The sequence below is a fragment of the Streptomyces sp. NPDC005963 genome, assembly GCF_040638655.1.
Taxonomy (GTDB): Bacteria; Actinomycetota; Actinomycetes; order Streptomycetales; family Streptomycetaceae; genus Streptomyces.
On record NZ_JBEXVD010000001.1, the window covers coordinates 55,590 to 68,764 of the forward strand.

At 71.1% G+C, this 13,175-nt stretch carries 10 protein-coding genes and 1 pseudogene; 4 read left to right on the plus strand and 7 right to left on the minus strand.

The genetic code is table 11. The features are described 5' to 3' along the window. Positions 1-2: 2 nt before the first annotated feature. Positions 3-770, minus strand: coding sequence for an enoyl-CoA hydratase-related protein (locus ABZ348_RS00130; RefSeq protein ID WP_358927662.1), 768 nt, complete (start codon positions 768-770; stop codon positions 3-5). Beyond that, a complete protein-coding gene (locus ABZ348_RS00135) occupies positions 770-1,999 on the minus strand; it encodes a hydroxymethylglutaryl-CoA synthase (RefSeq protein WP_358927664.1) in 1,230 nt (409 codons plus the stop codon). Before ABZ348_RS00135 ends, ABZ348_RS00130 begins: the two co-directional genes overlap by 1 nt. 357 nt (positions 2,000-2,356) lie before the next feature. Between ABZ348_RS00135 and ABZ348_RS00140 the strand changes: the two genes are divergently transcribed. From ABZ348_RS00140 to ABZ348_RS00155, 4 genes and pseudogenes are all read left to right on the plus strand, one after another. After that, positions 2,357-3,127, plus strand: coding sequence for a 4'-phosphopantetheinyl transferase superfamily protein (locus ABZ348_RS00140; protein ID WP_358927666.1), 771 nt, complete (start codon positions 2,357-2,359; stop codon positions 3,125-3,127). A gap of 12 nt (positions 3,128-3,139) precedes the next feature. Next, complete coding sequence (locus tag ABZ348_RS00145) at positions 3,140-3,709, plus strand: YdeI/OmpD-associated family protein (RefSeq protein ID WP_358927668.1); 570 nt, start codon at positions 3,140-3,142, stop codon at positions 3,707-3,709. A 139-nt stretch (positions 3,710-3,848) separates the two neighbouring features. Next, positions 3,849-4,508 carry a Crp/Fnr family transcriptional regulator gene (locus ABZ348_RS00150; protein ID WP_358927670.1) on the plus strand — a complete coding sequence of 220 codons (660 nt, stop codon included), beginning with the start codon at positions 3,849-3,851 and terminating at the stop codon, positions 4,506-4,508. Positions 4,509-4,699: 191 nt separating this feature from the next. After that, a pseudogene (locus tag ABZ348_RS00155) lies at positions 4,700-5,390 on the plus strand (adenosylcobinamide amidohydrolase). Between the two features lie 30 nt (positions 5,391-5,420). On the opposite strand, the gene ABZ348_RS00160 reads toward ABZ348_RS00155, so the two are convergent. The 5 genes from ABZ348_RS00160 to ABZ348_RS00180 are packed head-to-tail and all read right to left on the minus strand — an operon-like array spanning position 5,421 to position 13,168. Further along, positions 5,421-7,202 (minus strand): ABC transporter ATP-binding protein, encoded by a 1,782-nt coding sequence (locus ABZ348_RS00160; RefSeq protein ID WP_358927672.1) that lies wholly within the window; start codon positions 7,200-7,202, stop codon positions 5,421-5,423. After that, on the minus strand, positions 7,199-8,995 hold the full coding sequence (locus ABZ348_RS00165; protein ID WP_358927674.1) for an ABC transporter ATP-binding protein: 1,797 nt from the start codon (positions 8,993-8,995) through the stop codon (positions 7,199-7,201). Before ABZ348_RS00165 ends, ABZ348_RS00160 begins: the two co-directional genes overlap by 4 nt. Continuing rightward, positions 8,992-10,308, minus strand: coding sequence for a nitroreductase (locus ABZ348_RS00170; protein ID WP_358927676.1), 1,317 nt, complete (start codon positions 10,306-10,308; stop codon positions 8,992-8,994). Before ABZ348_RS00170 ends, ABZ348_RS00165 begins: the two co-directional genes overlap by 4 nt. 5 nt (positions 10,309-10,313) lie before the next feature. Then, the gene (locus tag ABZ348_RS00175) at positions 10,314-11,684 is read right to left on the minus strand and encodes a YcaO-like family protein (RefSeq protein ID WP_358927678.1); all 1,371 of its coding nucleotides are present in this window, start codon (positions 11,682-11,684) and stop codon (positions 10,314-10,316) included. Further along, the gene (locus ABZ348_RS00180; protein ID WP_358928753.1) at positions 11,681-13,168 is read right to left on the minus strand and encodes a CocE/NonD family hydrolase; all 1,488 of its coding nucleotides are present in this window, start codon (positions 13,166-13,168) and stop codon (positions 11,681-11,683) included. Before ABZ348_RS00180 ends, ABZ348_RS00175 begins: the two co-directional genes overlap by 4 nt. Positions 13,169-13,175 lie beyond the last annotated feature (7 nt).

Genomic DNA, 13,175 nt, shown 5'->3' on the forward strand with positions numbered 1-13,175 from the left:
GCCTATCCCTCCCACGGCATCCGCTGGTGGTGGACGTAGTTGCCGATCCGGGTGCGCACGGCCGGTGTGGCGAGCAGTTGTGCGAACACCTCTCCCGCGTGGGCACGCGCCGTGGCGGGGATCGGTGCGAGGCCGGCGCAGTACGCCTTCGCCGCGGCGGTGGTCGCCCGGTCTATCTTGGTGACGCGGCCCAGCAGTCTGCGCAGTTGCTGCCCGTGTTCGCCTTCCACCTCGTCGACCAGCCCGAAGGCCCGGGCGTCGGACGCGGTGATCGGTGCGGTCGACAGGGTCATGGCGTACGCCCGTTGGAAGCCGACCCTGCGCATCAGAAACGGCAGGATGTTGCAGGGCAGCAGGCCCCAGAGGGCTTCGGGCAGGGCGAAGGAGCTGCGGTCGGTGGCGATCACGAGATCGCAGGCCGCCGCCAGTCCCACGCCGCCGCCCGCTGCCTGGCCGTCGACCTTCGCCAGCACGGTCACCGGGACCTCGGTGAGGCGGCGGAGCAGGTCGAAGAAGTCACCGCCTCCGGTGTCGCCCTCGTCGGTGGAGAGCTCGGCGAGGTCCATGCCCGTGCACAGAGTGCCACCGCTGCCTTCGAGGACCACGGCACGGGTCTGCGGATCTGCGGCGGCCGACTCCAGTGCGTCGCGCAGCAGGGCGACGTCGTCGGGCGTCAGACTATTGCGCCGGTGCGGTCGGTTGATCGTGAGGCGGGTGACCGGGCCGTCCCGATCGGCGAGCACGGCCGGCCCGGTGGTGTGCGTGGTCATCAGGTCCACCTGTAGGTGCGGTGGTACGCCTCGATGCGGTCCAGTACGAGCAGTCCCCGTCCGGTGAACTCCTTGCCGAGGTCACCGTGCTCGTCGAGGTCGAAGTGTGCGTCGCGCACTCCGAACTGCGCACGGTCGCCCTGCGCTGCGACCTCGTCGTACTCGGCGATGGTCAGGGGTCTGCGGGACGCCAGCGCCTCTTCGACACCGAGCGCGGCCAGGTCGTCGACCGCCCGGGGGTGGACGACTCCGCTGAAGAACTCCGATGCGCAGCCGGACCCGTACGAGAACAGTCCGATCCTTCGGGGTTGCGGAAAGCTGCCGTGCCGGATCAGTGAACACAACGCCAGATAGAGCGAGGCGGAGAAGATGTTGCCGACCTCCGCACCGTACGTCTGGGACTGGCTCACGCGCTGCCCGTAGTCGGTGTCCACCCCCTGTTGGTCGAAGTGGCGCTGCTGACGCAGGAGCCTTCGGTGTGCGCCGCGCACCATGCCCACGAAGGGTGTGTGAAAGCCCAGGTAGGTGAAGCTGTCGACGATGTCGGCGCCTTCGACCCGGGCGCGGTAGGCGTCGAAGCTCTGTTGTGCGCATTCGAGGTAGGCCAGCATAGAGACGTCCTGGTTGACCACGTCGATGCCGGGGCCGGGGCGGAACGTGTCCATCACTTCGAAGGTGTGGCAACCGCTGGCGCCGAGGTCGATCTCCAGGGCGGTGGCATCACGGCCGATGAGCATGGCGACCGCTCCGGCGCCTTCGGCGCCCTCCCATTGTTCGCCGAGCGCCGGCACTCCGGCTGCGTCGGCGGCGATGACCAGGGCGAGCGCGTCGTCGTAGGGGCTCGCGTGCACCATGCCCACGGCGGAGTGCAGTGCGGCGGTGCCTCCGTAGCAGGCCTGTTTGACCTCGAAGGAGCGGCAGCGGGGGCCGAGTTCGAGGTAGTGGTGGACGTAGGTGCTGATGGACTTGCCGAGGTCGACACCGGACTCGGTGGCCACCACGACGGCCTCGATCCGCTCGCGTTCGGCCGGGGTGAGCCCCCGCACCAGCGGTAGTGCGGCGTTGACCGCATTGGTCACCGCGTCCTCGAACGGCAGGTTGACCGACTTGCGACGCATCATCAGATTGCCGAAGCGGCTCATATCGTGGCCCCGTGTCTCGTACAGGGTCCTGATGTCGACGCAGGTCCGTCCCACGTACGGATGGATGGCTCTGATCCCGACGCCCATGCGGCTCTCCCGTCTGCCGGAGCGCGCCGGCGTCCGTCTGACCGGCGCCGAGCATGACGCGGACGAGGGATCGGTGACTGCACACTATTGCGCAGTCCGGGGATCCTCTTGCGTACCACGCTAACCTCACACAGCTGTGTCAGGAACATGAACATTCGCCCCGGTCGCCCGAAGGGAGCCGGACGCCTTCACCCAGACGGCAAGCGGGCCTGATCAACGACGGTGCGGAGGGAAGGAGGTCGAGCGTCGATCACTCGGACGCCACCAAAGGGCTCCTTAAGGCGGAGCTGCTAGAAGTGCCCCAGTGCAAAATCAGTCCCAAATGCTCCGACGTGGCCACGAGGAGGCGCAGGGCCGATGCAATACTCCGGAACGGTGGCGCACGTGTGGTGCCGGGAGGTCGTCGACGAGACGACAACCAGCTCCGACTTGGGCGTTGCCGACGTCGAGTGGGCACTGTCCGACACCGAACGGACCAGCCGGGACGCGTTGCGCCGCGCACAGGATCGCGCTGTGTACGGTGCGGCATGGGGTCTCGTCCGGCACGCCCTGAGCACCGTTGAACCCCGGGTGTGCCCGGACGAGTGGCGCTTTCTCCGTTCCAGCCTCGGCCGTCCCGAGGTGCACCAGCCGACCTGGGCTCGCGCCCTGCGGTTCAATCTGTCCCACACGGACGGCATGGTGGCCTGTGTGACAACCCATGGTGCGCGTTGTGGTGTTGATGTGGAGCGCCCGGTTCGGGTGTTGCCGTTGCACCGGCTCACCAAGGTCGTGCTCTCGGAACGCGAGCAGCGCGAGTTCGATCTGGCCCCGCCGGGCCGGCGCCAGGAACTGTTCTTTCGCTACTGGACGGTGAAGGAGGCATACCTCAAGGCGATCGGCTCGGGCATGAGGTTTCCCATGACCGCGTGCGAGTTCGAGGTCGGCACCGCTCGGCCTGCACTGCGGTCCCTCGCCGCAGGTCCGGAGCACGCCCGGTACACCTTCAGGCAGTGGCCGGTACAGCGCGGTGGACTGCTCGCCGTAGCGGTGCAGGGCAACGCCACCATCGAGCAGGAGAGCGAAGTCACGGTCAGGTTTCACCTGTCCGGCACCGACGACGAACGCCCGCGGACCGCACGGTTCTGATTGGATCGAAGGATGAGCGAATCGATCATCTTTTTCGAGGAACAACGACGGTGGGAGCAGTGGCTGGAGGAGAACCACAACACTGTTCCCGGTGTGTGGGTGAAGATCGCGAAGAAGGCCAGCGGATTGCAGAGCATCACCTATGCGGAGGCACTCGACAGCGCCATCTGCTTCGGGTGGATCGACAGCCAGCGCGACAAGGTCGACGACCTCTACTGGCGGCAGCGCTTCACCCCGCGGACCAAGAAGAGCCCCTGGTCCCAGGCCAACCGGGAGCGGGTGGAGCGACTGACCGGGGCTGGCAGCATCCGCCCGGCGGGCCAACGCGAGATCGATGCGGCGAAGGCCGATGGGCGTTGGGAGGCCGCCTACGCCTCCCAGAGCAAGATGACCGTGCCGGACGACTGGCAGTCCGCACTCGTCGAGGACCCCGAAGCGGCGGACTTCTTCGCCACGCTGGACAGCAAGAACCGGTACGCCATTCTGTATCGCATCCAGAGCGCCAAGAAGCCTGAGACCCGCGCCCAACGCATCGAGAAGTTCATCGCGATGATGTCGAACAAAGAGAAGCTATATCCGTAATGATTCGATGGTTCGAGGTCCGGCCAGCCCGGACCTCGAACACGAATCCTCCAGGGCGGCATATAAACAATGGGGAGGCATTTCGGTGCAGCACGCTCGATTCGGCAAGTCTGCCTTCTATTTACATCTGCTGCAGAACATGGACGAGTACAAGATCTCACTGACCCCCATCAACTTGGAGCGTGGCTACAACCTCTACACCTGCGGCGACAGCATTGATAACCTCTTCCTCGTCATCCATGGCGGAATCAAACTCACCACCAGTGCCCACAGCGGAAAGGAGTGTATTCTCGACATCTGTCGACGCGGCGACATCCTGGGTGCTCTTTCACTGAGACCTTCCGTGCACGAAGAATCCGCCACCGCAATGTTGGACAGTCATGTACTGCGCATCAACCGCCGAGACTTCGTCCGCATGTTGCGCAGTGATCCTGATCTGTTCCAGAAGTGGAGCCAGCACCTGGCCCAGCGCATTCGTGAGCGTGAGAGCACGATCAAGCATCTGGTCACCATGAAGTGCGAGTACCGACTCGCGGCGATCCTGTTGCACCTGTCCCACAGATTCGCGGGCCGGGGCTCGCAGTGGCAACACATCGACGCCCGCATCACCCACGACGAACTCGCCGCCATGGTGGGAACGACCCGGTCGCGCATCGGGTTCTTCCTCAAGAACTTCACCTGCCGAGGACTGGTGAAGCGGCTGCCGGACGGCACCCTGCTCGTCAACTGCGACACGGTCTCGGACTACCTCGCATCGGATCCCAACGAGGAGGCGCCCGAGCTGCAACACACGGCGTAGCAGACGCCATGGGCTCGCCGGCAGGGGAGGCCGGCGAGCCGGAACGTCCACGGACGGCATGCAACCGAAGGCGATGCCGTTCGGGCCGCCGACCTCCTTCAGCGCACGGGCCCGGCGCGGACCCCGGCGCGTCCCGGTCGCTGGGGCCGCCTACGATCAGCCGGTCCGAGCTGCCAGAAGGAGCCCCGCCCGTGACCGCCCTCGTTCCACCGCCCCACACCCGTGCCCGTCCGTTGCCCGTGCAGTGTCTGGCACGCACCGAGGACGGCGAACGGCTGCACGCCCTGCTGTGGTCCCCCGGCCCCGGCTGGCGGATGATCAGCAGCACGGTCCTCGGCGGCGGCATCGCCGAGCGCGCATGGGTCCTCAATGCGCAGGTGTCCCACGGCTACCGACGCACCGATCCCGCACAACACCTCACCGAATTGGCCCGGGCTGCCCGTGCCAGGGGCGATGGAGTGGGCATGTTGACGGCCGCCGACGTCTCCGCCCACGCCCACGGGCACGACGCGGGTGCGGCAGCCGTGGTGACCGCGGGCATCGGTGTACGGGGCTGGGCCGCCTCCTGGCCGGAGAGCGCCCCTCGTGAGGCGCTGCCCGGGACGATCAACATCATCGCTGCCCTCCCGGTGCCGATGACCGACGCCGCTCTCGTCAACGCGGTGTCCACCGCCACCGAGGCCAAGGTCCAGGCGCTGTTGGACGCCGGATACGACTGCTCGGGCACCCCCACCGACGCCGTGTGCATCGCCGCCCGCCGTCCGCACCCGGGCGCCGAGACCCATGCCTTCGCCGGCCCACGGTCGCTGTGGGGGGGCGCGCCTGGCCCGTGCCGTGCACCAGGCGGTATGCGCCGCGTTGCCCAGCGGGCGCAGTCGTTGACGACCGGAGAGTGCAGCGTTCGCCCTCGGGTCAGTGCTTCGCGGCCGACGCGTGCGCATCGCGCTGGTTGAGCACCCGGGCCAGCGCACCCCCGGGCCGCGCCACGAGGGCGTTCCACGGGCCCTCCTCCACGACGCGGCCGTTCGCGAGGACCGCGATCCGGTCGGCGCGCCGAAGGGTGGCCGGTCGGTGGGCGATCACGATCGTGGTCCTACCTGCGCCCGAAGAGAGAAGCGCGTTCGCGATGTGCTCATCGCCCTCCGCATCGAGGTGGGCGGTGGTCTCGTCCAGAACCAGGAGCCGGGGATTCGCCAACAGGGCACGGGCCAGCGCGATACGGGCCCGCTGACCGCCCGAGAGGGTGGCACCCCGCTCCCCCACCGCACTCCGGTATCCGTGCGGCAACCCCGCAGCGATGCGGTCCACCCCGCACAGGGCCGCCACTTCCCTCAGCTGTCCGTCCGACGCGTCCGGCTCGGCCAATCGGAGGTTCTCGGCCAAGCTGCCGCGGAACAGCGGAGCGTCCTGACCCACGACGGCCACCGAACGGCGCACGTCTGCTTCCGTGAGGTCGCGCAGATCCACCGGTTCCCCGTCGAGGGGCAGCAGTTCCACCGCACCCTCGGACGGGTCCCAGAACCGGGCGAGCAGATGCGCACAGGTCGACTTGCCGGCTCCGGACACTCCGGCCAGGGCGAGCGTCTCGCCGGCGCGCACGGTCAGCTCGATGCCATCGAGCACCCGGGCACCTCCGTAGTCGAAGCGAACGCCCCGCAGCCGCACCCCCAGGGGTCCGAGGGGCAGGGCCATCGGGCTGGCGGGCTCGGGAGCGCCGGCGGGAGCGTGTACCGCGGCGCCGACGCGAGCGGCGGCGGCACGCAGTCCCCCCGCCTGTCCGAGCGCGGCGGCCGAGTCGGCCACGGGCGCCAACACGCCGAGGGCGAGCGCCATGGCCGCCGGTGCCCAGGCGCCGTCCAGTCGACCGGCGGAGACCGCCAGCCCGACGACGGCCACCACGGCCACCACCGCCCCCACGACCAGGAGGTCCCGCATCGCGCCCGCACCCGCCTCCCAGAGGTGTTCGGCGCGCTGGGCGTCACCGAGCCGCCGGCCGCGCAGACGCAGTCGCTCCCTGCGCTCGTCCAACGCGCCGAAGGCGAGCAGTTCGGGCAGCCCGTCCACGGTCTCCACGGCGTCGGCGGAGAGTTCGGCGGATGCCGTCCTCGTCCTGGTGCCGCGCTCGGTGCGACCCCGTCCGTCCAGGAGAGGGGTGAGGGCGAGCAGCGCGGCCAGTGGCAGGACCACGACCAGGAGCCAGGGTTCCACTGCGGTGAGCACGGCGGCTCCGCTGCCGAAAACCACTACGGAGGAGGCCAGTTGGGCGACGGCGTGGGCGTAGAAGAACTCCAGGGCTTCGACGTCCGAGAGCGCGGCGGCGGCGAGGTCCCCGCTGCGGCGCCCGTCGATCCGGGCCGGGGCGCTGCGGGCCAGCCCGTCGAAGACGCGTACCCGCAGTTCGGCCAGCACCCGGTAGGCGAGGTCGTGGGAGAGGTCCATCTCCCGCCAGGTGGCCAGTGCTCGCACCACGACGAGAACGACCAGCGCTCCGATGGTGGAGGGGCCCGGGAGGGTGTCGGCCACGACGGCGGTGCCGAGCGTGTGCGCGGCGAGCGCGACCAGGGTGACCAGGGCGGCCTGGTCGACGAGGGCGGCGGCGAACGTGCGCACGGTCATGGCCCGGTGGGCGGCGAGGACCGGCAACAGCGCCCGCAGGGCGCCCGGCCGGGGATGGTCAAGGGTGGACGGGGTCATGCGGCGTCTCCCTGGTGGACGGGCTGGGGGACGGAAGCGGGGCACAGGGACTCGACGCCGTGGGCGTCATCGGCGGTGACCAGCCGTGCGTACAGCCCGCTGGCAGCCAGGAGTTCTTCGTGCGTGCCGATCGCCTCCACCCGGCCTTCGTGGAGGAGCACGATGCGATCGGCGTGCCGTACGGTCGCGAGGCGGTGGGCGACGACCAGGCAGGTGCGCCCCCGTGCGGCGTTGCGCAGAGCGTGTCCGATCCGTGCTTGCCGGTTCTCGTCGACGGCGCTGGTGGCTTCGTCCAGAACGAGCACGGACGTGTCGGCGAGGAGTGCCCGGGCCAGTGCAAGGCGTTGGCGTTGACCGCCGGAGAGGGTGTCGCCGCGCTCACCGACGACGGTGTCGTATCCGTGGGGCAACCGTCGTATCTCGTCGTGGATGCCGGCTGCGCGTGCCGCTTGGTGGAGATCCTGATCGAGGGCGTCGGGGCGGGCGACCCTGAGGTTCTCCGCGACCGTGCCGTGGAAGAGATAGGTCTCCTGCGCGACAACGGCGATGCCGCGGCGCAGCGAGACGAGCGTGAGCTCGCGGGTGTCGACGTCGTTGACGAGGACCGCGCCGCTGTCGGGGTCGTGGTGGCGCAGGAGCGCACCGAGCAGGGTGGACTTGCCGGCGCCCGACGGACCGACGATCGCGGTGGTGCGACCGGCTTCGGCGGTGAAGGTGACGGCGGTCAGCGCCGGTTGCGCGGCACCGGGGTGGCGGTAGGAGACGTTGTGGAAGGCGATCTCGGGTGCGATCGGCCAGTCGGGGCTTCTGGTGCCGGTGTCGGGGACCCCTGCGGTGGCGGTGCGCAGCCGGGCGATGCCGTCTGCGGCGGACACGCCCAGGTAGCCGGCGTGCCATTCGCGGGAGAGGTCGCGCACGGGCCGGAAGCACTCGGACGCCAGCATCAGCAGGAGGTAGGTGCCGGTGGCGGTGGCCCGACCGGTGCCGGCGGACCAACAGGCGACCAGGACGGCGGCGACGGTGCCGCCCTGGACGGCGAGGTCGGTGATCCCGGTGTCCACCAGGGACACGCGCAGTTTGGCGACGGTGGCCCGGTGCAGTGCCGCCGATCGTCGCACGAGGGTGGCGCGGGTGCGTCCGACGGCACCGGCGGCCCGGAGCACGTGCATGGACTGGAGGGCTTCGAGGTAGTCGGCGGCGAGGTCTTCGTACGCTCCCCAGTGCTGCTCGCCGCGCCGCTTCAACAATCGGTCCCACCAGCGGGGCACCAGGACGGCGAGGAGCAGCGCGGGCACCAGTGCGAGGGCGGCGCGTGGTTCCCGGGCGGTGATGAAGACGAGGAGTACGGGAGGAATGCAGCAGGTCACCAGAGCTTGGGGCAGATAGCGCGACACATAGGCGTCGACGCCCTCGACGCCGTCGACAAGGGTGGCCCGCAGGGCTCCGGCGCGGGCTGGTTCCCCGGGCGCTCCGGTTCCTGCGATGCCGCCGAGACGCCCGAGGCGTTCCAGGAGGGCGTCTCTCAGATGCACGCGGACCCGTGTTCCCGCGCGTACGGCGAGGTCCCGCTGCACCAGGACGAGGACGGCTCGTAGGGCGACCACGGCGAGGATCACGCCGAGGAGCACCACGAGTCGGTGCGTGTGTCCGTGGGCGATGTCGGCGAGGGCGAGGGCGAGCAGGACCGCCTGTGCCACCTGGGTGAGGGTGACCGCGATCAGGAGGCCGGTCGCGGCGAGGAGCGGCCCGCGTGCGACGCGGGCCGCGCGCAGCAGTTCGGGGTGGAGCATCATGAGGGGTCGTCGTCTCCTTCGTGGCGTTCGTCGGGTCGGCGGCCGATGGCGAGGCCGTGCAGCACCCAGTCGCGGCCGGGCTCCCGGCCGATGGCCGCCCCGAGGTCGGCGCGCTGCCAGGAGCCGATCGGTCGGGACGGCAGGCCGAGCGTGGCAGCGGTCAGTTGGGCGAATCCCACGGCGTAGCCGGCGGTGTGGTGGAGGGCGCGCACCCGTTCGGGTGGTGCGTCGTCGGGGCAGCCGTGGGCAAGCAGTACGGCGCCGGTCGTGGCGATCCACTCCTGATGGGCGGCCCAGATGGCAAGGGTGGGGCGGGCGTCACCGCTGGCGAGGAGGTCGAGGCGACCGTGGTCGCCGAGGCGCAGGAGTGCGGGTCGGGTGCCGCCCGTGGCGACGCACCAGGACGGACCGCGGGGATGACCTGCTGCCGCCGCGGTGAGCAGCGCGATCAACTGCCGTTCGTCGGGGGTGCCGAGGAGGAGGTCCGGACGTGCGCTGCGTCGGGTGAGCAGCACGGTGTCGGGGGCGTCGACGGGTGGGGTCGGATGCCAGTGGTGTCGGGTGCCGGCCGCAGGGCCGAGCGCGGCCAGCAGCCGTCGGGTGGTCGCGGATTCGGCTGTGTCGGGGGTTCCCGAATCGAGGGTCGAAGGTCCGGTGGGACCGGTCGGGGGCGCACCGTGGGCTGGGTCGGGGGCTGCCCACTGCGTCAGGGCGTCGGGTGGACAGTCGGCCGTCATACGTACGGCGGCCAGCGGGAGTCCGTCGGCTCCGTCCAGTCGTGCGGCGGCGGCGAGCAGGTCGCCGGGGGCGTCCAGACATGCGGCCGGGCTGCCGGCGAGCGCGAGCGCAGCCGCCGCGTGTCCGATGTCGAGGAGCAGCAGCGGCCAAGCGCGGTGCCCGTAGTGCGCGACGGTCGGCCCGACGGTGGCGGTGAGGACGGCGAGCGTGCCGGCCGGTACGGGGGAAGGTGCAGGGCCGCGTCGATGGATGCGGTGGGTGAGCGGGTGGTACGCGTATCTGCCGGCCGGTAGGGCGCTGCCCGGTCCGACGAGGAGGTGTGCGTCGACGGGGTGCAGTGCCCCGGCGGACGGTACGGGTCGCAGTCGTCCGTCGGGGCGGTCGGGGCCGGCGGCGAGGGAGAGTCGCAGGATGCGGTCGAGGTCGGGTGGAAGCGGGGCGCTCGGGCCGGGCGGCCGGGGTCGCTGACTGAGCTGGCTGGCCTGGCTGCATGGTGGCCCCGCGGTGGGTTGCTCGGCGGAGCGCGCCCGGGCGAGGGCTGCGGTGACGGGATGGGTGGGGTCGGTGTGGGGCACGGCGGTCACATGTGCGGGGGCGGCGCGAGGGTGAAGTCGTCCGGACCGGTCGGGGCCGCGGTGCGCCAGCCCCGGGTGAGCGCGACGTCGGCGAAGCGGTCGCAGCCCAGATAGGCGAAGGCCGCGGGGGCGTTGGGAACGAGCCCGGAGACCAGCACGCGGGCCACGCGCAGGGAGGTTTCGGCGATGTCCTCCGTGGTGAGGTCGACGGTGACGACGCGGTGGCCGCGTTCGGCGATTCGGGTGTCGAGTGCGGTACGCGTACCGCGTGGGACGTCTCCGACGTCGACCGTGCCCAGGGCTGGGGCGGTGAACCGGCTGGCCAACGGGGCCATCCGAGGGTCGAGCCACACCTGGACATGGGCGCCCAGATCACGTATCCGCTCGAACTGCGCCCCGCAGTCGTCGAGGTAGAGGCGGTCCGCGCGGTGGTCGAGGTAAAGGCCGCGGGCGAGCATTCCGGCGTCGATGGCGCGGAACACCCAGCCGTCCGCTTCCCTGGCGCCTTGGGTGAAGACCCAGGTGTGTACGGCTTCCAGGACGGCTTTGACGGCGGCTTCCGCCGGGTCGTAACGGCAGGCGAAGCCCGCTGCGTGGATGCCGCGTCGGCGGTCGTGGACGAGGGCGGCCATGCAGGGCGCGAACTCGGAGGGCATCTCCACGATCCATACGTCCAGCGGGCAGCCGGCCAGGGCTCGGTCGAGACCGGGGACGCTCGCGGGGTCGATCCCGCGCACGGGTCCGTCGAGGTGCCACCACAGTTCGAGGGCGTCGCGTTCGACGACCTCAAGCAGTCCGCGTTCGGCCGCGTCGTCGAGTCCCTGACCGGTGGCGATGCCCGCGTAGTTCAGATGGTGGGTGCGCGGCAGGGAGCGCAGTGCGCCCTGCCGCCAGTTGAGGTGGGTGAGGGCGACGGGCGCCCAGCACTCCCGTCCCCCTTCGTCGCCGCGGACCCAGAGCGCCGGGGTGTGGGTGTCGAACCGCTGGTAGGGGAAGCCGGGGCGGTCGTACTGCCAGGCGGCGTAGGTGGGCAGGTCACCGGGTCCGTACAGGTTCAGTCCTTCGGCGGCCAGTTCGGCGGCGGTGGCCCGGCGGGGGGCGTCGGGATGGCCGGTGGGCGGCAGCCGGTTGCCGCAGTAGCGTTCGACCGCCTCGGCGACGGCGGCGAGTTCGGCACCGGCCCGGTCGCCGAAGGTGGTGCCGAGCGACACCCGGTCGGCGGGCCAGGCGCCGAGACGGCGGGCGTCGCTGATGTCGGCGGTGACGGCGGTGTAGAGGAGGGGCGCGCCAGCGGGGTGTTCGACGGGTGCGACGGCTCGCACGATTCCGCACACGGGGTCGACGAGTGCGTCCAGTGGTAGCGGCGGGGTGTTCAACGACAGATCTCCTGTACGGGGTCGACGCCTCGGCCGCGGCCCGCGGTGAGCACGAGGGCGCTCCCGTCGGGTCGTACGGTCCGGTGCGAGGCGAGCAGACGGGTGGCGGTCACCGGGTCCTCACCGGTGTGGGGCTGGCGAACGTGGGCGGGGAAGTGGTGGCCCGCGATCTCGATGCGCAGTCGGGTACGGGTGGGAAGCCGACGGGCCAGATTCCCGAGGGGCACGGTGAACTCGGCCGCGGTGCCTGCCGGGTCGGTGCGGCGGACGACGGCCGTGGCGAGCCGGTCGGCGGTGCCCTCGGGGTCCAGGGTGACGATCCGCACCGCCCAGTCCGCCGGTGATGCGTCGGCGGTGGCGGTCAGTCGCAGCTCAGCCGGCCCGAGGAGGTCGAGCGGGCGGGAGAGGGGCGCGGTCAGGAGCAGACAGCGGTCCGGGGTGCCTGTGTCCGGCACGTCCAGCCGGTCCGAACGCACGGGGCGCACGGGATCGGCGACGAACGACGTCCCCCGCAGGGGTCTCGGCCCGTCGTGGCTGCCGAAGTCCCGGATGAGGGTCGCGTGAGGGGCGTCGGTGGCCGGGCACCAGAGTGCGCTCCCGCCGAGGGCGAGGGCACCTCTTCGTCCCTGCCCCAGTGTTCCTGCGAGGGCGGCGCGCGCCCACTGCACGTACAGCCGGCCGAGGTTGAGTCGGTGACCTCGGTGCGCCTCGGGGCCGGGGTCGGCTGTGAGGCCGTGGCCCCAGGGGCCGATCAGGAGGCGCACGGGCCCGCCCCACTGTGCCCAGAGTCGGTGGGTGTCCCGGACGAACGGATCCCTGGTGCCGCCGACGGCGAGCAGGGGCACCCGGGCCGTGCGGAGGTCTTCGGGGGTGAGCGGGTCGGGGTGTTCGTCGCTCCACACACCGCGCCAGGACGGCAGGGGACGCCCGAGGTGTTCGGGGAGCGCGGAGACGGGGAGGTGCTCCAGCAGTCGGGGTTCGGCGGCGAGTGCACGGTCGAGGGCGTCGGGGTCGGAGTCGGGGCGGTCGCCGTGGGCGGCCCACCAACCGGCGCGGGAGAACAGCCTTTCCGGGCCGAGGGGTTCGCGAGCGGTTGCGGTGGCCCCGAGCGCGGGCACGGCGGCGATGACGGCATCGGCGCGTCCGGTCGGGTCGCCGTCGAGCGCGGCGGTGAGGGCGCAGTGAGCGGCGTACGAACTGCCGACGGCGACGACGGGGCCGCTGCTCCAGCTCTGTGAGCGGAGCCAGCGCAGGGTCGCGGCGCCGTCGGCGGACTCGTGGTGGTAGGGGCGCCAGTCACCGTCGGATTCATGTCGGCCGCGGACGTCCTGGGCGACGGCGGCGAAGCCGTGAGCGGTCCACGCCCGCAACTCCGCGTGGTGGTGGTGTCGTCCGTAGGGAGTGCGCAGGACGACGGCGGGGCGAGGTCCTGCGCCGGCATTCGGTAGGCAGACATCGGTCGCGAGGGCGGCGCCGTCGTCCATCGGGATC